Raw genomic sequence first — 24796 nt, 5'->3', positions numbered from 1 at the left:
GTGAGCCAGGGGGCGGGGCAAAGCCGCGACAAAGACAGGCGAGTGGGCATAAAAAAACAGGCAATCCCGAACGGGATTGCCTGTCTCGAGCACGCGCTGCCGGCAAGCGTGCCGGCAGACGGTATCAGCGACGCAGACCGAGTTTCTTGATCAGCGACTGATAGCGGTCGAAGTCCTTGCCCTTGAGGTAGTCCAGCAGCTTGCGGCGCTGGTTGACCATGCGGATCAGACCACGACGGGAGTGGTGATCCTGCTTGTGATCCTTGAAGTGGCTCTGCAGGCCATCGATGTTGGCGCTCAGCAGGGCAACCTGCACTTCCGGGGAACCGGTGTCGTTTTCACCCTGGCCGAACTCTTTGACGATTTCGGCTTTCTTCTCGGCAGTCAGTGCCATGAAACACTCTCCTAAGCAATATGCTTGAGTGATGAATGTCGGAGACCACGCATATTTGCAGTCTCCCGATGATCGCCGGAGCGAACTCCAGCGTGTGGCGTCGAGCCAGGGCTCGCCGCCGTTGCCACCCTGGTGTCGGGACTCAGCCCGATGCCAGAGCCGCGGTATCGACCAGGCGCTTGGGCGCGATCTCCGTCGCCCCGGTCGCCTCGACCAGCCCCAGAAAGGCGTGGTCGAGATAGAGTCTTGCCGTGGTGCCGGGCGCCAGCGTACCGGCGGCCACCGCAGCACGCTGCCCGTGAAGCAGGCGATCAGCCGTCTCGGCGGCCACCGCGAGCGGGGGCAGATGGTCGAGCATCGCATCGGCCGGCAACAGCTGTGCCAGCCGGGCGTCGTCGTCCATCCCCTCGAGCGCCTCGAGCGTCACCCGCCGCGCGCTGTCGAAAGGCCCCGTCTGCAGCCGCTCCAGCGCCGTGATATGCGCGCCGAAACCGGCTTCGCGGCCGATATCCTCGGCCAGCGTGCGGATATAGGTACCCTTGCTACAGCGCACCTCGAGCCAGAAGCCATCGGGCTCCCAGCCGAGCGGCCGAATATCATACACCGTCACGCGGCGCGGCGCACGTGCCACCGTCTTGCCTTCCCGCGCCAGCTCGTAGAGCTTGCGCCCCTGATGCTTGAGCGCGGAGTACATCGGCGGCACCTGCTCGATCTCGCCACGAAAACGCGCGAGCAGCGCCTCGATGGCGTCGTGGTCCAGCCGCTCGGGGAGCGCCTGACGTGCGATCACTTCCCCCTCGGCATCGCCGGTGTCGGTGATCTCACCCAGCTTGACCCGGGTACGGTAGACCTTGTCGGCCTCCAGCAGGTGCGCGGAGAACTTGGTCGCCTCGCCGAGGCAGACCGGCAGCAGCCCGGTCGCCATGGGGTCCAGCGTACCGGTGTGCCCCGCCTTGCGCGCCTGATAGAGACGTCGGACCCGCTGCAGCGCGTGGTTGCTGGACATGCCCTGGGGCTTGTCCAGCAGCAGCACGCCATCGATCGGCAGGCCCTTGCGACGCCTGGCCATCAGCGCGGCTCTCCATCACCCCGCTGCGGCGCTCCATCACCCCGCTGCGACGCGTCATCGTCCCGCTGCGGCGCGTCATCATCCCGCTGCGACGCGTTATCGTCGGACGATGCGTCGTCAGCCGCGTCTTGGCGCTGATCGCTGGCCACCGCCTCGTCGATCAGCGCCGAGAGGTGATGGCCCCGCAGCACGCTTTCGTCGTAGTGAAAGCGCAGCTCCGGCACGTGACGCAGCTTGATGCGACGCGCGATCTGCGAGCGCAGGAAGCCGGCCGCACGCTTGAGCACGCCCAGGTTCTCGCGCACCCGCTCGGCGTCGTTCTCGCCCAGCAGGGTGACGAAGACATCGGCGTAACCGAGATCCCGGCTGACCTTCACCGAACTGACGGTGACCATGCCCAGCCGCGGATCCTTGATCTCGCGCTGGATCAGCACGGCCAGCTCCTGCTGGAGCTGGTCGGCGACCCGGTCGGTTCGTTTGAATTCGCGCATCGTTAGCTCCGTGGCCCCGGGGGCCAGGCCCCCGGGTATCGCCGCTTACAGCGACCGTTCGACCTTGACCTGATCGAAGACCTCGATCTTGTCGCCGACCTGAACGTCGTTGTAGTTCTTGACGCCGATACCGCACTCCATGCCGTTACGCACTTCGTTGACGTCATCCTTGAAGCGACGCAGGGACTCCAGATCGCCTTCGTAGATGACCACGTTGTCGCGCAGGACACGGATCTTCTTGTTGCGGTGGACGGTGCCCTCGATGACCATACAGCCAGCGATCGCGCCGATCTTCGGCGCCTTGAACACATCACGCACTTCGGCGATACCGACGATCTCTTCCTTCCACTCCGGTGCCAGCATGCCACTCATGGCCTGCTTGACCTCGTCGATGAGCTGGTAGATGACGCTGTAGTAGCGCAGATCCAGCCCTTCACGCTCGACGATCTCCCGGGCGGAGGCATCGGCACGCACGTTGAAGCCGACCAGAATCGCCTCGCTGGCGAGCGCCAGGTTGGCATCGGTGCCGGTGATGCCACCAACCCCGGAGGAGACCACGGCGACCTGGACTTCGTCGGTGGAGAGCTCTTCCAGAGCGCCACGGATCGCTTCCAGCGAGCCCTGGACGTCGGCCTTGAGCACGACGTTGACCTTGGCCACCTCGTCCTGGCCCATCTGGCTGAACATGTTCTCCAGCTTGGCCTTCTGCTGCCGCGCCAGACGCACTTCGCGGTATTTGCCCTGACGGAAGTTGGCGATTTCACGCGCCTTCTTCTCGTCGGCCAGCACCATGAAGTCCTCGCCGGCTTCCGGCGTACCGTCGAGACCCTGGATCTCCACCGGCATCGACGGACCCACCGACTCGACCTGCTGGCCGAGTTCGTTGGTCAGCGCACGCACGCGGCCGTAGTGCAGGCCAGCGAGCACGATGTCACCGCGGCTCAGGGTACCGTTCTGAACCAGCACGGTGGCGACCGGACCGCGGCCACGGTCGAGCCGCGACTCGACCACCACACCCTTGCCGGGCGCTTCGGGAACGGCCTTGAGCTCGAGCACTTCGGAGACCAGCAGCACGGACTCGAGCAGCTGATCGATGCCATCACCGGTCTTGGCCGAGACGGGCACGAACTGGGTGTCGCCGCCCCACTCTTCCGAGATCACGCCGTGCTGGGAGAGCTCGTTGCGGATGCGATCGAGATCGGCACCCTCTTTGTCGATCTTGTTGATCGCCACCACCAGCGGCACACCGGCCGCCTTGGCGTGTTCGACCGCTTCGATCGTCTGCGGCATCACGCCGTCGTCGGCAGCCACCACCAGGATGACCACGTCGGTCGCCTGGGCACCACGGGCACGCATGGCGGTAAAGGCCGCGTGTCCGGGGGTGTCGAGGAAGGTCACGCCGCCGTGCTCGCCTTCGACGTGGTAGGCGCCGATGTGCTGGGTGATCCCGCCGGCTTCACCGGTCGCCACCTTGGTACGACGGATGAAGTCGAGCAGCGAGGTCTTGCCGTGGTCGACGTGACCCATCACCGTCACGACCGGCGAGCGGGTAATCTCATCGCCCTCGTAGGAGATGTTCTCGAGCACTTCGGTCTCGAGCGCATCTTCCTTGACCAGACGCGGCTTGTGGCCCATCTCTTCGACCACGATCGCAGCCGTGTCCTGGTCGATGGTCTGGTTGATGGTCACCGCCGCGCCCATGCTGAACATGGCCTTGATCACTTCGTTGGCCTTGATCGACATCTTGTCGGCGAGCTCGGCCACGCTGATCGACTCGGGGATCGCCACTTCACGCACGATCGGCTGGGTCGGCTTCTGGAAACCGTGCTGGTTGTCACCACGCCCACGGCGGGTACCACGACGCTCGGCACGCTTGACCTTCTTGCCACCACGACGCCGCTCACCGCGATCGTCGTCGTCATCACGACGGCCACGCCGGGTGCTGTCGCGCTCCTTCTCCTTCTTGGGATGCGCGCGACGGTTTTCGGTACGCTGCTCCTTGGGCGGCGGCTCGACGAACGGCTGGCTGTTGGAGACCGGCTCCACGTCCTCGACCTGCGGCTCCTGGGGAATATCATCCCCCGGGGCGGCGGGGGCCGGCGACGGCGCGGCTGCCTTGTTGGAGCTCTCCTGGCCTGCGCTCTCGGCGGCGGCTGCCTTCGCGGCCGCTTCGGCGTGCGCCTGCTGCTCGGCCTGCTGCGCCTGATGATCGGCCATGTCGCCGACCAGCTGACGCGGACCGGACTCCTCGACCGGCGCCTCTTCGGTCGGCTCGGCGTCGCGCTTGACGTAGGTGCGCTTCTTGCGCACCTGAACCTCGATGGTCTTGCCGCGCTCGCCCGAACGAATCTTGCTGCGGGTATTGCGCGTCAACGTGATCCGATTGCGCGGACCCCGACCCCCACCATGACTCTTGGTCAGGTGGTCGAGCAGGCGCTGCTTGTCTTCTTCGGATACGGCGTCACTCTCCTGCTTGTGCGGGAGGCCTGCATCCTTCATCTGTTCTAGCAAGCGGGAGACATCGCGTCCCACCTTGCCGGCAAACTCTTTTACGGTCATGTCTGACATTACGACCCTCCTGAACCCGTGACCACGTTACTCTTCGCTCTGAAACCAAGGCGCACGGGCAGTCATGATCAGTGCCGCTGCGCGCTCCTCGTCCACGTCGTCGATATCCTTCAAATCCTCGATGGACTGTTCCGCAAGGTCCTCCATGGTGACGATGCCACGGCTGGCGAGAATGAATGCCAGGTGGCGGTCCATGCCGTCCATCGTGAGAAGGTCTTCGGCGGGCTGAGCGCCGTCCAGTTCCTCTTCCGAGGCGATAGCCAGGTTGAGCAGCTCATCCTTGGCCCTTGCTCGCAGTTCCTCGATCAGATCCTCATCGAACTCTTCGATCTCCAGCATCTCCTCGAGCGGCACGTAGGCCAGCTCTTCGATCGTCGTGAACCCTTCCTCGACCAGGATGCGGGCGACGTCTTCGTCGATCTCGAGATGGTTGATGAAATATTCGATCAGGCTGTCGACTTCCTGTTCGCGTTTACCCTCGGCCTCGTCAACGGTCATGACGTTGAGCGTCCAGGCCGTCAGCTCGCTGGCGAGCCGAACGTTCTGACCGCTGCGGCCGATGGCCTGAGCGAGGTTGTCCTCGGCGACGGCGACGTCCATCGAATGAGCGTCCTCATCGACGAGAATGGAAGCGACTTCCGCCGGCGCCATGGCGTTGATCACCAGCTGGGCGGGGTTGTCGTCCCATAGAATGATGTCCACGCGCTCGTTGCGCAGTTCGTTGGACACCGCTTGTACGCGCGAACCGCGCATACCGACGCAGGCACCGACCGGGTCGATGCGCTTGTCGTTGGTCTTGACCGCGATCTTGGCGCGGGCGCCCGGATCGCGTGCCGCGCCCTTGATCTCGATCAGCTGCTCGGCGATCTCGGGCACCTCGATCTTGAACAGCTCGACCAGCATGCCGGGCTTGGTCCGCGACAGGATCAGCTGGGAGCCGCGGGCTTCCGGATCGACCTTCCACAGCAGCGCGCGCACGCGCTCGTTCATGCGGTAGCGCTCGCCGGGAATCATCTCGCCGCGCGGCAGAAAGCCCTCGGCATTCTCGCCCAGGTCGATGATAAGGCCATCGCGTGTCGTCTTCTTGACGATACCGGCAACCAGCTCGCCTTCGCGCTCGGCATACTGCTTGACGATCTGCGCCCGCTCGGCCTCGCGCACCTTCTGCACGATGACCTGCTTGGCGGTCTGCGCCGCGATGCGGCCGAAGGCCACCGATTCGATCTGCTCTTCGACGACATCGCCGAGGGCCAGCGGCGGATCGCGCTGTTCGGCTTCGGACAGCGGAATCTCGCGCTCTTCGCTGAGATACTCCTCGTCCTCGACCACGGTCCAGCGACGGAAGGTGTCGTACTCACCGGTGCGCCGGTCGATCTCGACCCGAACGCTCACGTCCTGACCTTCGAAACGCTTGCGCGAGGCGCTCGCGAGCGCCGCCTCGACGGCTTCGAAGATCACGTCTCGGGGAACGCTCTTCTCGTTGGAGATGGCGTCAACGACCAGCAGTATCTCTTTGCTCATGCCTATGCCTCGCCGAAAAACCGGTTCTGTGGAAACGCCTTGCTCGCTTCGAAGCGTGGATCCGGCGCCTCTTCTTGTGATCGATGGGTGGTGTCGACAGCGCGATCGGCGGCTACCGATCCACCGACAATGATGTTCGGCGTCAGTCGTCGAACTGCGGCACGACGCGCGCTTGATCGATGCTCTCGATGGGGAAGCAGTACTCTTCGCCATCGATCTGCAGCAGCACGTCGTCATCCTCGACGCCGGCCAGCAGGCCCTGGAACTTGCGCCGGCCATCGAACGCCGTGCGCAGCTTCAACTGCACGACGTGGCCACGAAAACGCGAAAAGTGATCCAGGGTATAGAGCGGGCGGTCGAGCCCAGGAGAGGAAACTTCCAGGCTGTAATGGCTCGAGATCGGATCCTCGACATCGAGCACACCGCTCACCTGGCGGCTGACATCGGCGCAGTCGTCCACCGAGATACCGTTGGGGCCGTCGATGAAGATCATCAACTTGGAGTGCTTGCCCTGAGCCAGATACTCCAGGCCCCACAGCTCGAAACCCATGGCAGTGACCACGGGTTCGATGATCGCATATAGTGCTGCGTCCTTGGTGACCACAGACGACTCCTACAGCAGTTGCATCAGGCACCTGACCGGGAGTTGAGAGACATGCAAGGTGCTAGGTGGCTGACTGACGTTGGCGTCAGCAGGCTAAGTTGAGAACGACAAAGCCGCTAACAAAAAGCCCCTTCTCAAGAAGGGGCCTTTCAAAAAACTTGGTAGCGGGGGCCGGATTTGAACCGACGACCTTCGGGTTATGAGCCCGACGAGCTACCAGACTGCTCCACCCCGCAACATCAGGTTGGCGATTATAGGAACGGCCCCACGATGGGTCAAGGAACGCCGCTATTCACGCAATCAACCGGTTTCGTTCAGAGGTCTGGAATCCAGTTCGATTCCCAGGCTTGACGATGGTGCCGAAGGCGGGACTTGAACCCGCACGACCGTAAGGTCACTACCCCCTCAAGATAGCGTGTCTACCAATTCCACCACTTCGGCATCAGGGGAGTGTCACGCCCGAGAGCGTTGACACCGACTCGAGAACCCAAACTTGGCGCTCACGAGTTTTCCTTTTCACTCAAGGATTTGACGATTTTTGCTGCGTCCCTTCCTCGAGTGCTGGCGCAGCATTATTCCCGGTTTGATCGCCGTCGTCAAGGGTCGGCGCGCCATTATGTTGCTGCTCGATCACTTGGGCGTCGGGAATACCGGTCTGCGGCGAACTGCTGGCGTTGGTCGCGAAGTAGGCCAGCGCCAGCGAGGTCACGAAGAACAGGGCGGCCAGGCCACCGGTCAGCTTGGACAGAAAGCCGCCGCTGCCGCGCGAACCGAACACCGTCTGCGAGGAGCCACCGCCGAAGGCCGCACCGGCCTCGGCGCCCTTGCCCTGCTGCAGCAGGACGAGCACCACCAGTGCGATGGCGATGAGTACGTGGATCATCAAAACTGCTATCTGCATGAAATCAACCTGCTGACTGACAAATCGCTATGAAATCGTCGACCTTGAGCGACGCACCGCCGATCAGGCCGCCGTCGATATCCTGCTGTGCGAGCAGCTCGGCGGCATTGCTCGCATTCATGCTCCCGCCGTAGAGCAGGCGCAGCTCCGCGGCGAGTTCACGGTCGAACCCCGCCTGATAGGCGCGGATCGCCGCCATCACCTCCTGGGCCTGCGCCGGGGTCGCCGTGCGCCCGGTGCCGATCGCCCATACCGGCTCGTAGGCGAGCGTCAGCTGACGCCGCTGCGCCGGCTCGAGCCGCGACATGACATAGCCCACCTGGCGCAGCACCACCTCCTCGGTACGCCCGGCATCACGCTCCTCGAGGGTCTCACCGACGCACAGTATCGGACGAATGCCGACGCCCAGCGCCGCGATCACGCGATCGAATACCGCCTCGTCGCCCTCGTGGTAGAGCTGACGCCGCTCGGAGTGGCCGACGAGCACCCACTCGACGCCGAACTCCTTGAGCATCTGCCCGCTCACCTCACCGGTACGCGCCCCCGCATGCAGCGGATTGAGCGTCTGCGCGCCGAGCCCGATCGGCGTGGCGGCGAAGGCTTCCGACGCGGCCTGCAGATAGGGGAAGGGAGGATGGATCAGTACCTCGACCGACGCCGGCAGCGTCGTCTCGGCAAACGCCCGCGCGAAGGTCTCGACCAGTTCCGCCGAGCCATTCATCTTCCAGTTACCCGCGATCAGCGGCTTGCGCATGCTACCTCCCGTCGGTGGTGCGACATGGTATAAAAGCCTTGACAGCAAGACAACAAGAGAACTCGCGCCCCTCGCCCCTGCCGCCTCACGTGATCAGATTCTCGACGCTCGCTGCGATCCGCCCGGCCATCGCCGCAACGTCGAAGCGCGGACGCCCCTCCACCATCACCCGAATCAGCGGTTCGGTGCCAGAGGGACGCAGCAGCACCCGGCCGCCATCGCCGAGCTCCTGCTCCACCGCCGCCACGCTCTGGTGCAGCTCGGGGCTCTCCAGCAGCGCCTTGGCATCGCTACCGCTGGGCAGACGCACGTTGACCAGCGCCTGGGGCGCCTTTTCGAAGCCTTCCAGCAGCTGAGACAGGGTAGCACTTTCGCGCACCATCACCGCGAGCACCTGCAGCGCCGAGACGATGCCGTCGCCGGTGGTCTGCACGTGACGACAGAGGATGTGCCCGGAGGATTCTCCCCCCAGCAGCCAGTCGTTGGCCAGCAGGCGTTCGGTGACATAGCGGTCGCCGACCTTGGCACGCTCGAATGGAATCCCCTGGCGCTCGAAGGCCGCGGCCAGGCCGAAGTTGCTCATCAGCGTCCCCACCACGCCGCCACGCAGCTTGTCGCGGGCGTGCAGATCGCGGGCAATGATATAGAGAATCTCGTCGCCGTCGACCAGGGTACCGTCGGCACCGACCAGCAGCACGCGATCGCCATCCCCGTCGAAGGCGATACCGAGGTCCGCTTCGCGCTCGCGTACCGCCGTCTGTAAACGCTCGGGATGGGTCGAGCCGACGCCACTGTTGATGTTGAGGCCATCCGGCTCGGCCCCGATCACGCTGACATCGGCGCCCAGCTCGCGGAAGACATTGGGCGCGATGTGATAGGTCGCGCCATGGGCGCAGTCGAGCACGATGCGCAGGCCGTGCAGCTCGAGCCGATTGGGCACCGTCGACTTGCAGAACTCGATGTAGCGCCCGGCGGCATCGTTGATGCGCACCGCACGCCCCAGACGATGGGGCGCCATGGTCTCGAGCGGTTTGTCGAGCTCGGCCTCGATCTCCAGCTCGACCGCATCGGCGAGCTTGAGCCCCTCCGCCGAGAAGAACTTGATGCCGTTGTCCTGATAGGGATTGTGCGAGGCCGAGATGACGATGCCGGCGTCGGCGCGGAAGGTCCGCGTCAGGTAAGCGATCCCCGGCGTGGGCATCGGCCCCAGCAGCGAGACATCCGCCCCCGCCGCCGACAGCCCGGCCTCCAGCGCCGACTCGAACATGTAGCCCGAGATACGCGTGTCCTTGCCGATCACCACCTTGGGCCGCGGCACCTGGTGGGATTTTTGCCGCGTCTGCTGGTCGGCGACCCGGCGCGCCAGCACGCGCCCCATGGCCCAGCCCAGCTTGAGAATGAAATCGGCGGTGATCGGCGCCTCGCCAACCGTGCCGCGAATGCCGTCGGTACCAAAATAGCGTCTACTCATTTTCCACTCGCTCCTGCAGTACTGCCCAAGCCATGTCGATCGCGTCACGCGTGGGGGCGACGTCGTGCACGCGCAGGATCCGCGCGCCGCGCTCGAGCGCCATCACCGCCAGCGCCAGCCCACCGGGGAGACGCTGACTGACCTCGCGTCCCAGCGCCTCGCCGATCATGCGCTTGCGCGACATCCCCACCAGCAGCGGCAGGTCGAGCGCGTCGAGGGCGCTCAGCCGGTTGAGCAGTTGAAGATTGTGTTCCAGTGTCTTGGCGAAACCGAAGCCCGGGTCGAGCAGCAGCCGCGCCCGCGGGATGCCCGCCTGCTCGCAGGCAGCGACGCGCTGGCGCAAGAAATCGATCACCGCCGCCTCGATCGGCTCGGCATAGTGCGGCGCCTGCTGCATGGTCTGAGGCTCGCCCTGCATGTGCATCAGGCACACCGGAAGCGCGCTCTGCGCCGCCGCGGCGAGAGCACCGTCGCGGGTCAGCGCGCGCACGTCGTTGATCAGCCCTGCTCCGGCCCGCGCCGCCTCGGTGATGATCTGCGGCGCACTGGTATCCACCGAGACCAGGGCGTCGAACTCGCGGGTCAACATTTCGACCACCGGCAGCACCCGCTCGCGCTCGGCGTCGAGCGCCACCGGTTGCGCCCCGGGTCGGGTCGACTCGCCACCGACATCGATGATATCGGCGCCTTCGGCGAGCATGCGCTCGGCATGGCGCCGGGCGTCGTCGAGGCGTTGATGACGGCCGCCATCGGAGAACGAATCCGGAGTGACGTTGAGAATCCCCATCACGCGGGGACGGGTGAGGTCGAGGAGGTGCTTGCCGCAGCGCAGCATCGATCCGGCGTGGGGCGTTTCCGTCATGGGCCTCGGCTCGCCAAGAAGCGGGAAAAAAGGGAATGACTCGAAAAAAGAGAGTCACTCTAAGCAGCACCGCCGCCGGACGCAAGCGCCACGGCCCTGGCGCATTCGCGGGGCCGATAACGCAACAGGGCGCCGTATCGGCGCCCTGCTGTGAGTGGAACGTCGTCAGCCGCGACCGGCTCAGGAGCCGGCGGGCCCGCCCAGCGGATCGGAGGGGCGCCGGTTGCCCGGCTCCTCGTCCTTGGGCTCGTCCTCGTCCGGCTGCGCCTCGGCGCTGCTGACCGGCTCGCCGGTGCCGGTGCTCGGCCCCTGGTCGTCCCAGTCCTTCGGCGGACGCGGCTTGCGCCCTTCCATGATGTCCTTGAGCTGATCGGCATCGATGGTCTCGTACTGCATCAGCGCTTCGGCCATCAGGTCCAGCTTGTCGCGGTTGTCCGAAAGGATCTTCTCTGCCGTGGCATAGCACTCGTCGATGATGCGGCGGATCTCCTTGTCGAGACGCGTCGAGGTCTCGCCCGAGTTGAGCTTGCCGCCACCCTGGCCCGGCCCACCGAGGAACTGGTGCGATTCGTCCTCGTCGTACATCAGCGGCCCCATCTCGTCGGACAGGCCCCACTTGGCCACCATGCTGTGGGCCAGCTCGGTCGCTCGCTTGATGTCGTTGGAGGCACCGGTGGTGACACCGTTGGGGCCCAGCGTCATCTCCTCGGCGATGCGCCCACCGAACAGCGAACAGATCTGGCTGATGATCTGCTGCCGCGAATAGCTGTAGCGATCTTCCAGCGGCAGGAACATGGTCACCCCCAGCGCACGACCGCGCGGAATGATGGTGACCTTGTAGACCGGATCGTGCTCCGGCATCAGCAGGCCGATGATGGCGTGCCCGGACTCGTGATAGGCGGTGTTGAGCTTCTCTTTCTCGGACATCACCATCGAACGCCGCTCGGCGCCCATCATGATCTTGTCCTTGGCCAGCTCAAGCTCCTCCATGCCCACGGTGCGACGATTGCGGCGCGCCGCGAACAGTGCCGCCTCGTTGACCAGGTTGGCCAGATCGGCGCCCGAGAAGCCCGGTGTGCCACGTGCGATCAGGCTCGACTTCACGCCATCGCCCATCGGCACCTTGCGCAGGTGCACGTTGAGGATGTGCTCACGCCCACGGATGTCCGGCAGCGGCACGGTGACCTGGCGGTCGAAGCGCCCCGGGCGCAGCAGCGCCGGGTCGAGCACGTCGGGGCGGTTGGTGGCGGCGATCACGATGATGCCGTCGTTGGCCTCGAAGCCGTCCATCTCGACCAGCAGCTGGTTGAGGGTCTGCTCACGCTCGTCGTGACCGCCGCCCATGCCGGAGCCGCGATGGCGGCCGACGGCGTCGATCTCGTCGATGAAGATGATGCAGGGCGCCTGCTTCTTGGCCTGCTCGAACATGTCACGCACGCGCGAGGCGCCGACACCCACGAACATCTCGACGAAGTCGGAGCCGGAAATGGAGAAGAACGGCACCTTGGCCTCGCCGGCGATCGCCTTGGCCAGCAGCGTCTTGCCCGTCCCGGGCGGCCCCACCATCAGCACGCCGCGGGGGATCTGACCACCCAGGCGCTGGAACTTGGAGGGGTCCTTGAGGAAGTCGACCAGCTCGACCACTTCTTCCTTGGCCTCGTCGCAACCGGCGACGTCGGCGAAGGTGCTCTTGATCTGGTCCTGGCTGAGCAGCTTGGCCTTGGACTTGCCGAAGCTCATGGGGCCGCCGCGACCGCTGCCGCCGCCCTGCATCTGGCGCATGAAGAAGAAGAAGATCGCCAGGATCAGCAGAATCGGGAAGCTGGCGATCAGCAGCCGCGTCCACAGGCTCTGCTCTTCCGGCTTCTTGCCGACCACGGTGACCTTGTGCGACAGCAGGTCATCCATCAGCTTGGGATCCTGCGCAGCCGGACGGATGGTCTGGAACTGGGTGCCGTCGCTGCGCTCACCACTGATGGTGTAGCCATCGATGGTCACGCTGCGCACCTGATCTTTCTGCACCTGCTCCACGAATTGGGAGTAGCTCATCGTATGCGGCGAGCTATCCACGCTGAAATTGTTGAACACCGTCAGCAGCACGGCTGCGATGACCAACCAGAGAATTAGATTCTTCGCCATGTCGTTCAAGACACCACCCTCATAGTACGAATCTCGCCGCCTGCGTCTGCCATGCTCTCGACCCTACCTCAGATGGGGGCTCGCGGCCATGCTTGCAAGCCGTGTCCGCGCGAAAGTCGGCCAAGTAGACATCATGTATCGGCCCTCCGAAGCGGCGAACGCCGCGCCGAACCGGCCCTGAAATGTGTTGCGCTTCGAAACTACCCTATCTGTCGAACGCCGATCTCTCGAACACCGACCGGTCTTTCGCACCTCGGCCTCACGCTCGAGCTAGCCCTTGAACCCCTGGGCCAGCAGATAGACTTCACGTGACCGGGCCCGCGACGCCTCCGGCTTGCGCGTGACCACCTTGGTGAAGCTGGCGCGCAGCTCGCGCAGGTAGTCATCGAAGCCCTCTCCCTGGAACACCTTGGCCAGGAAGTTGCCACCCGGCGAGAGCGTCTGCCGAGCCAGGTCGAGCGCCAGCTCGACCAGATACATCGCCTGCGGCTGGTCGATCGCCGCCATACCGCTCATATTGGGCGCCATATCCGACAGCACTAGGTCGACGGGGCGCTCCCCGAGCTCGGCCAGAATCGCCTCGAGCACACTCTCTTCGGTGAAGTCGCCCTGGATGAAGCTGACGCCGGCCAGCGCATCCATCTCGAGGATATCGGAGGCGATCACCACGCCTTCGGGGCCGACCTTCTCCGCCGCCACCTGGCTCCAGCCGCCCGGCGCCGCACCCAGGTCGATCACCCCCATTCCCGGACGCAGCAGCGCATCGCGCTGGTCGAGCTCGAGCAGCTTGTAGCTGGCCCGCGAACGATAGCCATCCTTCCACGACTGCTGCACGTAACGGTCGTCGAAGTGCTCTTTGAGCCAGCCGGCACTGCTCTTGCTCTGCCGCGTCGCGGCGCCGGTCTTGCCTGGGGTCGAGGAGCGGGTCACGAATGGCCACCTGCGGATACGGAAAATGATGGAACGAAACGGGAATCGGCCGCCGGAACGGGGCCGCTGGATGCTGCCAGACCACAAAACCAAGGGGGAGAAGCCGGCGAGGCGGCCGGATACACGCCGGAATCGGCCGTGTCACAGGGTGCTTTGGCGCCTGCCGCCTTTCCTGGCGCTGCCGAAACCCGTACCATGCGCGTTTCGACAGTGCGGTGGTGGGACCGATTGCAGCACCGCTAAATCTTATTAGTGAAGTCCAACGGTCAGGTTACCATGAGCTTGTCATCGGCACAAAAGAAAGCCTTTCGCAGCATCGGCCACCATCTCCAGCCGGTCGTCACCGTGAGCGAGAACGGTCTCGGCGAAGGCGCCCAGCAGGAACTCGAGCGCGCCCTGCGCGACCACGAGCTGATCAAGGTCAAGCTGGCGATCCCCGAGCGCGAGGATCGCCAGGCGATGATCGAGGAGCTGGTCGCGGTCTCCGGCGCAGAGCTGGTCCAGAGTCTGGGCAAGGTGGCGCTGCTCTACCGCCACAACCCCAAGGCCAACCCCAAACTCTCCAACATCGCCCGCGCCGAGAACCATCACGGCCGCCACTGAGCCTGACATCCGCGGGCCGCAAAAAGCAGCGTACTTCAGCACAAAAAGAAGCCGCGACAGTGTCGCGGCTTCTTTCGCTTTCAACGCCACTTGACCGACGCGCAGCGGCGCGCGTGCGATCAGATATGCTCGACGCCCGAGATCTCATACTCCACATCGCCACCCGGCGTACGCACGTTGACCACATCGCCTTCGCTCTTGCCGATCAAGGCCCGGGCGATCGGGGAGGTGACCGAGATCTTGCCCGCCTTGATGTTGGCCTCGTCCTCACCGACGATGCGGTAACGCACCTCTTCGTCGGTTTCCAGGTTGAGCAGATCCACGGTGACCCCGAAGATCACCTTGCCGGTGCGCGGCATCTTGGCCACGTCGATCACCTGGGCGTTGGAGAGCTTGCCCTCGATCTCCTGGATGCGCCCTTCGATGAAGCCCTGCTGCTCGCGCGCGGCATGGTACTCGGCGTTCTCCTTGAGATCGCCATGCTCGCGCGCCTCGGCGATCGCCGCGATCACCCGTGGGCGCTCCTCGCCCTTGAGATGGTTGAGCTCTTCGCGCAGCGACTGCTCGCCGTGGACGGTCATCGGGACCTTATTCATTGACTGCTCCTGCATGCTGTTCCTGAAGCCGCCGCACCGTGATCTCGTTGCCATACTCCAGCGCCATGCAGACGGCACGCGCCCCTGCCAGCGTCGTGGCATAGGGAACCTTGCGCGCCAGTGCGGTACGCCGGATGACCGAGGAATCATTGATCGCCTGACGGCCTTCCGTGGTGTTCACGATATAGGCGATCTCGTCGTTCTTGAGCAGATCGACGATATGCGGACGGCCTTCATAAACCTTGTTGACGACGGCGACCGTCAGCCCAGCCTGCTCCAGAGCCTGGGCCGTGCCACGGGTCGCCACGAGATCGAAGCCCAAGGCTAGCAGAGATTGGGCAACCTCGATAACACCCTGCTTGTCCGGCTCACGCACCGACAGAAATGCCTTGCGCTCGCCGCTGAGCTTGGGAATCGCTTCTCCCGCGCCCAGCTGTGCCTTGTAGAAGGCCTCGGCAAAGGTGGTACCGCTGCCCATCACCTCACCGGTGGACTTCATCTCCGGCGACAGGATCGGATCGACGCCGGGGAACTTGTTGAACGGGAAGACCGCTTCCTTGACGCTGTAGTAACCCGGAATGATCTCGCGGGTGAAGTTCTGCGCCGCCAGCGTCTTGCCAGCCATGCAGCGTGCCGCTACCTGGGCCAGCGAGGTGCCGATGCACTTGGAGACGAACGGCACCGTGCGCGAGGCGCGCGGGTTGACCTCGATGACGTAGATCTCGCCATCCTGCCACGCCAGCTGCACGTTCATCAGCCCGACCACGTTGAGCTCGACCGCCATCTGCTTGACCTGATCGCGCATCGCGTCCTGGACGTCGGCGGGCAACGAGTAGGGCGGCAGCGAGCAGGCGGAGTCACCGGAGTGCACGCCGGCCTGTTCGATGTGCTGCATGATGCCGCCGATCACCACCTGTTCGCCGTCGGAGACGGCGTCGATGTCGATCTCCACCGCGGCCTTGAGGAAGTGGTCGAGCAGCACCGGCGAGTCGTTGGAGACCTTGACCGCATGGGTCATGTAGCGCTCCAGCTCCTCGGCCGAGTAGACGATCTCCATCGCCCGGCCGCCGAGCACGTAGCTGGGACGCACCACCAGCGGGTAGCCGATCTTCTCGGCCTTGGCGAAGGCGTCCTCGAAGCTGCGCGCGGTGGCGTTGGGCGGCTGCTTGAGACCCAGCTTGTCGATCATCTGCTGGAAGCGTTCGCGGTCCTCGGCGCGATCGATCGCATCGGGCGTGGTGCCGATGATCGGCACGCCGGCGGCTTCCAGGGCCCGGGCCAGCTTCAGCGGGGTCTGGCCGCCGAACTGCACGATCACCCCGACCGGCTGCTCCTTGTCGGCGATCTCGAGCACGTCCTCCAGGGTCACCGGCTCGAAGTAGAGGCGATCCGAGGTGTCGTAGTCGGTGGAGACGGTCTCCGGGTTGCAGTTGACCATGATCGTCTCATAGCCGTCTTCGCGCATGGCGAGGGCGGCGTGGACGCAGCAGTAGTCGAACTCGATGCCCTGGCCGATCCGGTTGGGACCACCACCGAGCACCATGATCTTCTGGCGGCTGGAGGGCTCGGCCTCGCACTCCTCTTCGTAAGTGGAGTACATGTAAGCGGTGCTCGAAGCGAACTCGGCGGCACAGGTGTCGACGCGCTTGTAGACCGGGCGAATATCGAGCTGGTGGCGCCGTGTGCGAACCTCGCTCTCGGCCACGCCCAGCAGGGCCGCCAGACGCGCGTCGGAGAAGCCCTTGCGCTTGAGCCGGAACAGCTCGTCGGCATCGAAGTCGTGCAGCGCACGCTTGGCCACCTCACCTTCCAGACGCACCAGCTCCTCGAGCTGGACCAGGAACCAGCGGTCGATGTTGGTCAGCGCGAACACCTCGTCCACGCTCATGCCACTGCGCATGGCGTCGGCGACGTAGAAGATACGGTCGGCGCCGGCGGCCTGCAGCTCGCCTTGGATCAGCGCCATGTTCTCGGGGCCGAAGTCGGTGACCTTGGGATCGAGCCCGTCGACACCGATCTCCAGGCCGCGCAGCGCTTTCTGCATCGACTCCTGGAAGGTGCGGCCGATCGCCATCACCTCACCCACCGACTTCATCTGGGTGGTCAACCGGTCGTTGGCCTGGGGGAACTTCTCGAAGGTGAAACGCGGGATCTTGGTGACCACGTAGTCGATCGACGGCTCGAAGGAGGCCGGCGTGGCACCGCCGGTGATGTCGTTCTGCAGCTCGTCCAGGGTGTAACCCACCGCCAGCTTGGCGGCGATCTTGGCGATCGGGAAGCCGGTGGCCTTGGAGGCCAGCGCCGAGGAGCGCGACACCCGCGGGTTCATCTCGATCACCACCATGCGCCCGGTGTTCGGATCGACGCCGAACTGGACGTTGGAGCCGCCGGTCTCGACGCCGATCTCGCGCAGCACCGCAAGCGATGCGTTACGCATGATCTGGTACTCCTTGTCGGTCAGCGTCTGCGCCGGGGCCACGGTGATGGAGTCGCCGGTGTGCACGCCCATGGGGTCGAAGTTCTCGATCGCGCAGACGATGATGCAGTTGTCGTTCTTGTCACGAACGACCTCCATCTCGTACTCCTTCCACCCCAGCAAGGATTCGTCGATCAGCAGCTCGTGGTTGTTGGAGAGCTCGAACCCGCGACCGCAGATCTCCTCGAACTCCTCCTTGTTGTAGGCCACGCCGCCGCCGGAGCCGCCCATGGTGTAGGAGGGACGGATGATCACCGGGAAGCCCAGCTCGCCCTGGATCTCCCACGCCTCGTCCATGGTGTGGGCGACCTTGGCCTTGGGGCACTCCAGGCCGATGTTCTTCATCGCCTTGTCGAACAGATCGCGATCTTCGGCCTTGTTGATGGCATCGGCGTTGGCACCGATCATCTCCACGCCGTGCTTCTCCAGCACGCCGTGCTTGTCCAGGTCCAGCGCACAGTTGAGCGCGGTCTGTCCGCCCATGGTCGGCAGGATCGCCGAGGGGCGCTCGCGCTCGATGATCTTCTCCACCGCCTGCCAGGTGATCGGCTCGATATAGGTGGCGTCGGCCATCACCGGGTCGGTCATGATGGTGGCCGGGTTGGAGTTGACCAGGATGACGCGGTAGCCCTCTTCGCGCAGCGCCTTACAGGCCTGGGCCCCGGAGTAGTCGAATTCGCACGCCTGCCCGATGACGATGGGGCCGGCGCCGATGATCAGAATGCTGTCGAGATCCGTACGTTTTGGCATGCGCTAACACTCGTCGAATAAGGTGGTGCCGGCGGCGGCCGCCGGCCCTGAAAGAGTCAAATCCCGCTGCTGGCCGTTCGCGCCGGCGCCTTACGCAGCGCCCTGCTGATGCTGCTGCATCATCGACACGAAGCGATCGAACAGCGGCGCCACGTCCTGCGGTCCGGGGCTCGCTTCCGGGTGACCCTGGAAGCTGAAGGCCGGCCGGTCGCTGAGCTCGATGCCCTGCAGGGTGCCGTCGAACAGCGAGCGATGGATCGCACGCACGTTGTCCGGCAGGCTCGACTCGTCCACCGCGAACCCGTGGTTCTGGCTGGTGATCATGACATGACCGCTGTCGAGATCCTGCACCGGGTGGTTGGCGCCGTGGTGGCCGTGGTTCATCTTGAGCGTGCGCGCACCGGCGGCGAGCGCCAGTAGCTGGTGACCGAGACAGATGCCGAACACCGGAATCCCGCTCTCCAGGATCTCGCGGATGGCGGTGATGGCGTAGTCGCACGGCTCCGGGTCACCGGGGCCATTGGCCAGGAACACGCCGTCGGGGCTCATCGCCAGCACCTCGCCGGCCGGCGTCTGCGCCGGCACCACGGTCAGGCGGCAGCCGCGCGAGGCGAGCATGCGCAGGATGTTGCGCTTGACGCCATAGTCGTAGGCCACCACGTGATACGGACGCGGGTCCTGGGCGGTGTCGGCATAGCCCTGCCCCAGCGCCCACTCGCCTTCGTGCCACTCATAGGTCTCGCGGCACGACACCACCTTGGCCAGATCCATGCCCTTGAGCCCGGGGAATGCCCGCGCCGCGGCCAGCGCCCGCGCCACCGCGTCGTCGCCGGTGGCCTCGGTGCCCGCCAGGATGGCGCCGTTGAGCGAGCCCTTGCTGCGCAGCAGCCGGGTCAGGCGGCGGGTGTCGATATCGGCGATGCCGAGCACGCCATTGGCGGCGAGGTAGTCGGAGAGGCTCTGCTCGCTGCGGAAGTTGCTGGCCAGCAGCGGTAGATCGCGGATCACCAGCCCGGCCGCCGCGATCGCGCCGGACTCGACGTCCTCGCGATTGATGCCGGTATTGCCGATGTGCGGGTAGGTCAGCGTGACGATCTGGCGGGTATAGGAGGGGTCGGTGAGGATTTCCTGATAGCCGGTCATGGCGGTGTTGAACACCACCTCGCCGCTGGTCTGCCCGTCGGCACCCAGCGCAGTGCCGTGGAATACACTGCCATCTTCGAGCGCCAGTATCGCAGGTCTATTCAAGGCCTCATCCTCCTCAGCGGGTCACCAACGAATGGCAAGGGAACGACACCCCCTGCCCTAGGGTCTGCCGGCCGTCGCCAAGCGCGAGGTCGCGGGGCACGCAGTCAGGTCGTCGGGCAAAGCCAGGTCGTAAAAAAGCGGGACGAAATCCGGAAAACCGGTTCCATCCCGCTTGCTTGTCCTGATCGACGCTATCCTGGTCGACGTGCTCATCGACTGCATTGCCTGCGGCTGCTCTCTCGCTGCGGCGTTCGCCCGGCCAAATTGGCGCGATGATACCGGAAAGCGGCCGCCGGCTCTACCCCCGGAGTCAATGCCACCTTGGCGGTAAGCGCCGGCGTCAGCGCACTCAGGCCTTGAGGCCGAGCACATCCTGCATGTCGTAGCGCCCGACATCGCGCGGTGCGAGCCAGCGCGCCGCGCGTACCGCGCCCTTGGCGAAGGTCATGCGGCTGGAGGCCTTGTGGGTGATCTCGATGCGCTCACCTTCGGTGGCGAACATCACCGTGTGCTCACCGACGATATCGCCGGCACGCACGGTGGCGAAGCCGATCTCCTTGTCGGTGCGCGGCCCGCACTGGCCGACCCGCTCGAACACGCCGTACTCCTTGAGCGGACGCGCCAGGGCATCGGCCATCACCTCGCCCATCCTCAGCGCGGTGCCCGAAGGCGCATCGACCTTGTGGCGATGGTGGGCCTCGATCACCTCGATGTCGTAGCCCTCGTCGCCCAGCGCGCGAGCGGCGGTGGCAAGCAGATTGAGGGTCAGGTTGACGCCGACGCTCATGTTGGGTGCAAAGACCATCGCCACCCGCTCGCGATAGCCATCGAGTTCGGCCAGTTGGGCCTCGTCGAGGCCGGTGGTGCCGATCACGATCGCCTTGCCGTGCTCGGCGCAGAAAGCGAGATTGGCCAGGGTGGTGGCGGGCGAGGTGAAGTCGATCAGCACATCGAAGTCGTCGGCGATGGCGGCCAGGTCATCCGTGGCAGCCACGCCCAGGCGGCCGATGCCGGCGAGTTCACCCAGGTCTGCGCCGACCAGCGAGCTGCCGGTGGAGACGCTGCCGCCGGCCAGACTGGCCCCGTCATCCTGCTGCACGGCACTGACCAGATTGCGGCCCATGCGGCCGGCGGCGCCGACAATGGCGATACGGGGGGCGTGAGAAGACATGCAATCTCCAGCGGTAGGGTAAGTCGCGGCAGTATAACAACTGCCGCCGGGGCCCGCGCGACGCCTGTCGGCAGCCCCCGGCAAGCCTGGGTGCAGCGCTGGACGCCCCGGAATCACTGCGACATACTAGCCTCCTTTCGCAAATAAGAATCATGCGTAACTAACCCATTCGCCACTCTGCCGGATCTCGCCGTGACTCAGCCACGTTCCCTCTTCGCCGGATACGCCGCGAGGCTCGTTCGTCTCGCCGTCATCACCCTCGCCCTCGGCGGCGCCTCCAGCGCCTGGGCCGACCCGATCACGGTGACCGACATCGCCGGCCGTCAGGTGACCGTCGAGGCGCCGGTACAGCGCGTCATCTTGGGTGAGGGGCGCCAGATCTATCTGCTCGCCGCGCTCGAGCCCGACAACCCGTTCGCCCACGTGGTGGGCTGGCGCCACGACCTCGCCGAGGCCGACCCGGACAACTACGCCGCCTACGCCGCCAAGTTTCCCGAGATGAAGCAGATCCCCACCTTCGGCGGCTTCAAGGATGGCACCTTCGACGTCGAGCAGGCCGCCAGCCTGCACCCCGACGTGGTGCTGATGAACCTCGAGGCCAAGGCCGCCACCGAGGACGCCGGCTACGACACCAAGCTGGCCGCGCTGGGCATCCCGATCGTCTATGTCGATTTCCGCGAGAAACCGCTCGCGCACACCATCCCCTCGATGCGTCTGATGGGGCGCCTGCTCGGCGACACCCAGCGCGCCGACGCCTTCATCGATTTCGCCGAGGCGCAGCTGGCCCGGGTCACCGACAAGATCGCCGCCGCCGATCCGGCGCGACCCAAGGTGTTCATCGATCGCGCCGGCGGCTACTCCGACGACTGCTGCATGAGCTTCGGTCCCGGCAACTTCGGCGAGTACGTCGAGCTCGCCGGCGGCCACAACATCGCCGACGGCATCATCCCGTCGACCTTCGGCACCCTCAATCCGGAGCAGATCATCGCCGCCAACCCCGATCAGGTGGTGGTCACCGGCGGCAACTGGGGCGCCTACGTGCCCGGCGGCAACTGGGTCGGCGTGGGCCCGGGGGCGGACATGCAGAAGGCCCGGGCCAAGCTCGAGCAACTGACCCACCGCACCGCCATGACCGGCATCGAGGCGGTGAAGACCGGCCAGGTCCACGCCATCTGGCACCAGTTCTACAACAGCCCCTACTACTTCGTGGCGGTGCAGCAGCTGGCCAAGTGGTTCCACCCGGAGCTGTTCGCCGATCTCGATCCCGAGGCCACCCTGCGCGAGCTGCATCAGCGCTTCCTGCCGGTGGACTACGCCCCCGGCTACTGGGTATCCCTGCATGACGAGTGAGAGTTCCCGCGCGAGCGCCGAGCCGCCGCGTCCGGTCGCCTTCGCGCCGGCCGCGGCCGAGGACGCCAACCTCTATCGCCGGCTGGTGCTGCGGCGCCAACTGATCCTGGCCGCGCTGGCCCTGGCGCTGTTCGCCAGTCTGTGCGTCGACCTCGCCCTGGGCCCGGCGCGCTTCGGCCTCGACCAGGTGATCGCGGCGCTCTTCACCCCCGGCTCGGTGGAGGATTCGCTGCGGGTGATCCTGTGGCAGATCCGCATGCCAGTGGCGCTGATGGCGCTGGTGGTGGGCGCCAGCTTGTCGATCGCCGGCGCCCAGATGCAGACCATCCTCAGCAATCCGCTGGCCAGCCCCTTCACCCTCGGCATCTCCGCCGGCGCCAGTTTCGGCGCCGCGCTGGCGCTGGCCTTCGGGGTGACCCTGGTGCCGGCACTGGTCGACTACGCGATCCCGCTCAACGCCTTCATCATGGCGATGCTGACCGCGCTGGCGATCCACTTCCTGAGCATGCGCCGCGGGGTGACGATCGAGACCATCGTGCTGCTGGGCATCGCCATGGTGTTCATCTTCAACTCGCTGATGGCACTGATCCAGTTCTTCGCCAGCCAGCAGGCGGTCTCCGCAGTGGTGTTCTGGACCATGGGCAGCCTGACCAAGGCGACCTGGCCCAAGCTCGGCATCGCCTTCGCCGTGCTCGCGGTGGTGGTACCGCTGCTGGCCCGCCACGGCTGGGCACTGACCGCCATGCGCCTGGGCGATGCCAAGGCCGAGAGCCTGGGCGTCAAGCCGCGGGCGCTGCGTCTGGAGGTGCTGATCATGGTCTCGCTGCTGGCCGCGATCGCCGTCTCCTTCGTCGGCACCATCGGCTTCGTCGGGCTGGTCGGGCCGCACATCGCGCGTCTGCTGCTGGGTGAGGATCAGCGCTTCTTCCTGCCCGGTTCGGCGCTGTGCGGGGCACTGATGCTGTCGGTGGGCTCGGTGCTGTCGAAGGTGATCATCCCCGGCACCATCATTCCGATCGGCATCATCACCTCGCTGGTGGGGATTCCGTTTTTCCTGTTCTTGATCCTCAACCACAAGAAGAACGCATGGTAACGCTGACGCTCGACCGCCTCTCGGCGCGCTACGGCCGCCGCCAGATCCTCGACGATATCTCCACCCCGCCGCTGCACGGTGGCCAGGTAGTGGCGCTGCTCGGCCCCAACGCGGCGGGCAAGTCGACCCTGTTCCGGCGCATCCTGGGGCTGCTCGAGGGGGATGGCGAGGTACGCATCACGGGCACCAGCAGTGAGCGTCCGGTCGCCTACATGCCCCAGGACAACGGCGCCACCGCCGTGCTGACGGTCTACGAGGCGGTCCTGCTGGCACGCATGCAGGGGCGCCGCCTCAAGGTGGCGGATGCCGACCTCAAGGAGGTCGACAAAGCGCTGGCGGCGCTCGGCATCGACACCCTGGCCGGGCGCGACATCGGCAATCTGAGCGGCGGCCAGCGGCAGCTGGTGGGCGCAGCCCAGGCGCTGGTGCAGTCCCCCGACATCCTGCTGCTCGACGAGCCCACCTCGGCGCTCGACCTCCACCGCCAGATCAGCCTGCTCAGCATCCTGCGCCGGCTGGCGCAGGAGCGGAACATGCTGATCATCGCCGCGCTCCACGATCTCGGCCACGCCCTGCGTTTCGCCGATCAGGCGCTGGTGATCGAGAGCGGGCGGCTGGTCGATTGCGGGCCCTGCGAACAGGTGGTGACACCGCAGATGCTGCGCCGCACCTTCCAGGTCGAGGCACGCATCGAGCCCTGCTCCCAGGGGAGACCGCAGTTGATCGTCGAAGCCGCCATCTAGCGACGCCCTGGTCAGGGCTGGCGGTGAAGCCCCCATATCCCTGCACCCGGCGCGCTAGTCACTGGCGCCAAGCCGCCGCCGTCTCCATCCCAACCGACGCCCCTCCAGCGCCGCCAGCATGGCGCCCCCCAGCACCAGCGGCAGGGCCAGCACGAAACCGCTGGAGAGCGGCTGCCCGAACAGCCACAGATCCGCCAGCAGCGGCCAGATCAGCGCCACGTATTCGAACGGCGCCAGCTTGGATACCTCGGTCATGCGCAGCGCCAGCGTCATGCAGATATGCGCCGCGCCGCCGAACAGCCCCGCCAGCACCAGCAGCAGCAGCGTCGGCCAGGCCACCGTGACCCAGCCCAGGGCAGCGGTCGCCAGCCCCGCCAGGGTGGTCACCAGCACGAAGTAGAACGCGATCGAGGCGGGCGTCTCGGTGCGCGAGATGCGCCGCACCGTGAGCAGCGCCCCGGCCGTGAGCAGGGCGGCGCCGATGCCCAAGGCGTAACCGGTGATCCGCGCCGGGGTCGGGCCGCCGCGCAGTTCGGGCAGGATCAGCACCCCCACCCCGACCAGCACCAGTGTCAGCGCCGCCAGGCGGTGGCGGGTGAGGCGTTCGCCCAGCAGCAGGATTCCGCCCAGTGCCAGGGCCACCGGCGCCAGCTGGGCCAGCAGGGTCGCCTCCGCCACCGGCAGCCGCGCCACCGCCGCGAAGGAGGCGAACATTGCCGCCGCCCCCAGCCCCGAGCGCAGCAGATGGCCGAGCGGCCGCCGGGTGGCCAGGGCGCGCGGGAACTCGCGCCGCCACAGCATGAAGAGCACGATCGGCAGCAGTGCGAAGGCGGAGCGAAAGAACACGGTCTGCCCCAGCGGCACCTCGTCGCTGACCGCCTTGACGCAGACCAGCATGCCGGCGAACAGCAGCCCCGATAGCAGCCGCAGCAGAATGCCGGCCAGCGGCCGGTCCGTGGTGTCTTGCATGGAAAGGTGCCTCCTTGGGGGCAGGATGATTCGGCTTCGGCGAGCGGGCGCCATTATACCCGGGAGCGTCTCGCCTCGCCGGGGCAACGACCC

General features: G+C 65.8%; 21 protein-coding genes and 2 tRNA genes. 4 read left to right on the top strand and 19 right to left on the bottom strand.

The genetic code is table 11. The features are described from left to right. Positions 1-124: 124 nt before the first annotated feature. The 14 genes from rpsO to rlmE form a co-directional block, all read right to left on the bottom strand. Positions 125-394: a 30S ribosomal protein S15 gene (gene rpsO / locus DOM66_RS09355; protein ID WP_035476178.1), complete on the bottom strand. Its 270-nt coding sequence runs from the start codon at positions 392-394 to the stop codon at positions 125-127. Positions 395-536: 142 nt separating this feature from the next. After that, positions 537-1463: a tRNA pseudouridine(55) synthase TruB gene (gene truB / locus DOM66_RS09350; RefSeq protein WP_110674138.1), complete on the bottom strand. Its 927-nt coding sequence runs from the start codon at positions 1461-1463 to the stop codon at positions 537-539. Beyond that, the gene (gene rbfA / locus DOM66_RS09345; RefSeq protein ID WP_110689945.1) at positions 1463-1954 is read right to left on the bottom strand and encodes a 30S ribosome-binding factor RbfA; all 492 of its coding nucleotides are present in this window, start codon (positions 1952-1954) and stop codon (positions 1463-1465) included. The genes truB and rbfA overlap by 1 nt, the downstream gene beginning before the upstream one ends. Before the next feature lie 45 nt (positions 1955-1999). After that, positions 2000-4522, bottom strand: a complete 2523-nt coding sequence (infB, locus tag DOM66_RS09340) for a translation initiation factor IF-2 (RefSeq protein WP_110689944.1) — start codon at positions 4520-4522, stop codon at positions 2000-2002. Positions 4523-4549: 27 nt separating this feature from the next. Further along, complete coding sequence (gene nusA, locus DOM66_RS09335) at positions 4550-6043, bottom strand: transcription termination factor NusA (protein ID WP_110674135.1); 1494 nt, start codon at positions 6041-6043, stop codon at positions 4550-4552. 142 nt (positions 6044-6185) lie between these two features. Then, positions 6186-6647 (bottom strand): ribosome maturation factor RimP, encoded by a 462-nt coding sequence (rimP, locus tag DOM66_RS09330; protein ID WP_110674134.1) that lies wholly within the window; start codon positions 6645-6647, stop codon positions 6186-6188. A gap of 159 nt (positions 6648-6806) precedes the next feature. Then, a tRNA-Met gene (locus tag DOM66_RS09325) sits at positions 6807-6883 on the bottom strand. Between the two features lie 118 nt (positions 6884-7001). Then, a tRNA-Leu gene (locus DOM66_RS09320) sits at positions 7002-7088 on the bottom strand. Positions 7089-7167: 79 nt separating this feature from the next. After that, positions 7168-7548, bottom strand: coding sequence for a preprotein translocase subunit SecG (secG, locus tag DOM66_RS09315; protein ID WP_110674133.1), 381 nt, complete (start codon positions 7546-7548; stop codon positions 7168-7170). A gap of 4 nt (positions 7549-7552) precedes the next feature. Further along, positions 7553-8302: a triose-phosphate isomerase gene (gene tpiA, locus DOM66_RS09310; RefSeq protein WP_110674132.1), complete on the bottom strand. Its 750-nt coding sequence runs from the start codon at positions 8300-8302 to the stop codon at positions 7553-7555. 85 nt (positions 8303-8387) lie between these two features. After that, positions 8388-9773 carry a phosphoglucosamine mutase gene (glmM, locus tag DOM66_RS09305; protein ID WP_110689943.1) on the bottom strand — a complete coding sequence of 462 codons (1386 nt, stop codon included), beginning with the start codon at positions 9771-9773 and terminating at the stop codon, positions 8388-8390. Then, positions 9766-10635 (bottom strand): dihydropteroate synthase, encoded by an 870-nt coding sequence (gene folP / locus DOM66_RS09300; RefSeq protein WP_455431018.1) that lies wholly within the window; start codon positions 10633-10635, stop codon positions 9766-9768. The genes glmM and folP overlap by 8 nt, the downstream gene beginning before the upstream one ends. A 180-nt stretch (positions 10636-10815) precedes the next feature. After that, positions 10816-12783, bottom strand: a complete 1968-nt coding sequence (gene ftsH / locus DOM66_RS09295) for an ATP-dependent zinc metalloprotease FtsH (RefSeq protein ID WP_110674130.1) — start codon at positions 12781-12783, stop codon at positions 10816-10818. A 261-nt stretch (positions 12784-13044) separates the two neighbouring features. Continuing rightward, positions 13045-13704 (bottom strand): 23S rRNA (uridine(2552)-2'-O)-methyltransferase RlmE, encoded by a 660-nt coding sequence (gene rlmE / locus DOM66_RS09290; RefSeq protein WP_110689942.1) that lies wholly within the window; start codon positions 13702-13704, stop codon positions 13045-13047. A gap of 276 nt (positions 13705-13980) precedes the next feature. On the opposite strand from rlmE, the gene yhbY reads away from it, so the two are divergent. Continuing rightward, positions 13981-14307, top strand: a complete 327-nt coding sequence (yhbY, locus tag DOM66_RS09285) for a ribosome assembly RNA-binding protein YhbY (protein WP_035476168.1) — start codon at positions 13981-13983, stop codon at positions 14305-14307. Positions 14308-14426: 119 nt separating this feature from the next. Here the strand turns inward: yhbY and greA are convergent, their stop codons facing one another. The 4 genes from greA to dapB form a co-directional block, all read right to left on the bottom strand. After that, the gene (greA, locus tag DOM66_RS09280; RefSeq protein ID WP_110674128.1) at positions 14427-14903 is read right to left on the bottom strand and encodes a transcription elongation factor GreA; all 477 of its coding nucleotides are present in this window, start codon (positions 14901-14903) and stop codon (positions 14427-14429) included. Beyond that, positions 14896-18129: a carbamoyl-phosphate synthase large subunit gene (carB, locus tag DOM66_RS09275; RefSeq protein WP_110689941.1), complete on the bottom strand. Its 3234-nt coding sequence runs from the start codon at positions 18127-18129 to the stop codon at positions 14896-14898. Before carB ends, greA begins: the two co-directional genes overlap by 8 nt. A 90-nt stretch (positions 18130-18219) precedes the next feature. Next, the gene (carA, locus tag DOM66_RS09270) at positions 18220-19377 is read right to left on the bottom strand and encodes a glutamine-hydrolyzing carbamoyl-phosphate synthase small subunit (RefSeq protein ID WP_110689940.1); all 1158 of its coding nucleotides are present in this window, start codon (positions 19375-19377) and stop codon (positions 18220-18222) included. Positions 19378-19726: 349 nt separating this feature from the next. Continuing rightward, positions 19727-20548 carry a 4-hydroxy-tetrahydrodipicolinate reductase gene (gene dapB, locus DOM66_RS09265; protein WP_110689939.1) on the bottom strand — a complete coding sequence of 274 codons (822 nt, stop codon included), beginning with the start codon at positions 20546-20548 and terminating at the stop codon, positions 19727-19729. A 192-nt stretch (positions 20549-20740) separates the two neighbouring features. Between dapB and DOM66_RS09260 the strand changes: the two genes are divergently transcribed. The 3 genes from DOM66_RS09260 to DOM66_RS09250 are packed head-to-tail and all read left to right on the top strand — an operon-like array spanning position 20741 to position 23734. Next, complete coding sequence (locus DOM66_RS09260; protein WP_407071980.1) at positions 20741-21898, top strand: ABC transporter substrate-binding protein; 1158 nt, start codon at positions 20741-20743, stop codon at positions 21896-21898. Further along, entirely contained in the window at positions 21888-22991 is a 1104-nt protein-coding gene (locus DOM66_RS09255) for a FecCD family ABC transporter permease (RefSeq protein WP_110674124.1), read from the top strand. The genes DOM66_RS09260 and DOM66_RS09255 overlap by 11 nt, the downstream gene beginning before the upstream one ends. Continuing rightward, positions 22985-23734: an ABC transporter ATP-binding protein gene (locus DOM66_RS09250; RefSeq protein ID WP_110674123.1), complete on the top strand. Its 750-nt coding sequence runs from the start codon at positions 22985-22987 to the stop codon at positions 23732-23734. Before DOM66_RS09255 ends, DOM66_RS09250 begins: the two co-directional genes overlap by 7 nt. A 54-nt stretch (positions 23735-23788) precedes the next feature. On the opposite strand, the gene DOM66_RS09245 is transcribed toward DOM66_RS09250, so the two are convergent. After that, a complete protein-coding gene (locus DOM66_RS09245) occupies positions 23789-24703 on the bottom strand; it encodes a DMT family transporter (protein WP_110674122.1) in 915 nt (304 codons plus the stop codon). Positions 24704-24796: the final 93 nt, after the last annotated feature.

Origin of the sequence: Salinicola endophyticus, assembly GCF_003206575.1 — a bacterium.
Lineage (GTDB): Bacteria > Pseudomonadota > Gammaproteobacteria > Pseudomonadales > Halomonadaceae > Salinicola > Salinicola endophyticus.
Note: the sequence above shows the minus strand (reverse complement) of the source record. Positions and strands in the feature narration are given on the sequence as shown.

Bases quoted from the DNA above. Each gene is read 5' to 3' on its own strand.
- truB (WP_110674138.1), bottom strand. From the start codon at position 1,463: ATGGCCAGGCGTCGCAAGGGCCTGCCGATCGATGGCGTGCTGCTGCTG.
- carB (WP_110689941.1), bottom strand. From the start codon at position 18,129: ATGCCAAAACGTACGGATCTCGACAGCATTCTGATCATCGGCGCCGGC.
- nusA (WP_110674135.1), bottom strand. From the start codon at position 6,043: ATGAGCAAAGAGATACTGCTGGTCGTTGACGCCATCTCCAACGAGAAG.
- folP (WP_455431018.1), bottom strand. From the start codon at position 10,635: ATGACGGAAACGCCCCACGCCGGATCGATGCTGCGCTGCGGCAAGCAC.
- greA (WP_110674128.1), bottom strand. From the start codon at position 14,903: ATGAATAAGGTCCCGATGACCGTCCACGGCGAGCAGTCGCTGCGCGAA.
- yhbY (WP_035476168.1), top strand. From the start codon at position 13,981: ATGAGCTTGTCATCGGCACAAAAGAAAGCCTTTCGCAGCATCGGCCAC.
- DOM66_RS09250 (WP_110674123.1), top strand. From the start codon at position 22,985: ATGGTAACGCTGACGCTCGACCGCCTCTCGGCGCGCTACGGCCGCCGC.
- glmM (WP_110689943.1), bottom strand. From the start codon at position 9,773: ATGAGTAGACGCTATTTTGGTACCGACGGCATTCGCGGCACGGTTGGC.
- secG (WP_110674133.1), bottom strand. From the start codon at position 7,548: ATGCAGATAGCAGTTTTGATGATCCACGTACTCATCGCCATCGCACTG.
- DOM66_RS09245 (WP_110674122.1), bottom strand. From the start codon at position 24,703: ATGCAAGACACCACGGACCGGCCGCTGGCCGGCATTCTGCTGCGGCTG.
- dapB (WP_110689939.1), bottom strand. From the start codon at position 20,548: ATGTCTTCTCACGCCCCCCGTATCGCCATTGTCGGCGCCGCCGGCCGC.
- DOM66_RS09255 (WP_110674124.1), top strand. From the start codon at position 21,888: ATGACGAGTGAGAGTTCCCGCGCGAGCGCCGAGCCGCCGCGTCCGGTC.
- tpiA (WP_110674132.1), bottom strand. From the start codon at position 8,302: ATGCGCAAGCCGCTGATCGCGGGTAACTGGAAGATGAATGGCTCGGCG.
- rpsO (WP_035476178.1), bottom strand. From the start codon at position 394: ATGGCACTGACTGCCGAGAAGAAAGCCGAAATCGTCAAAGAGTTCGGC.
- infB (WP_110689944.1), bottom strand. From the start codon at position 4,522: ATGTCAGACATGACCGTAAAAGAGTTTGCCGGCAAGGTGGGACGCGAT.
- rbfA (WP_110689945.1), bottom strand. From the start codon at position 1,954: ATGCGCGAATTCAAACGAACCGACCGGGTCGCCGACCAGCTCCAGCAG.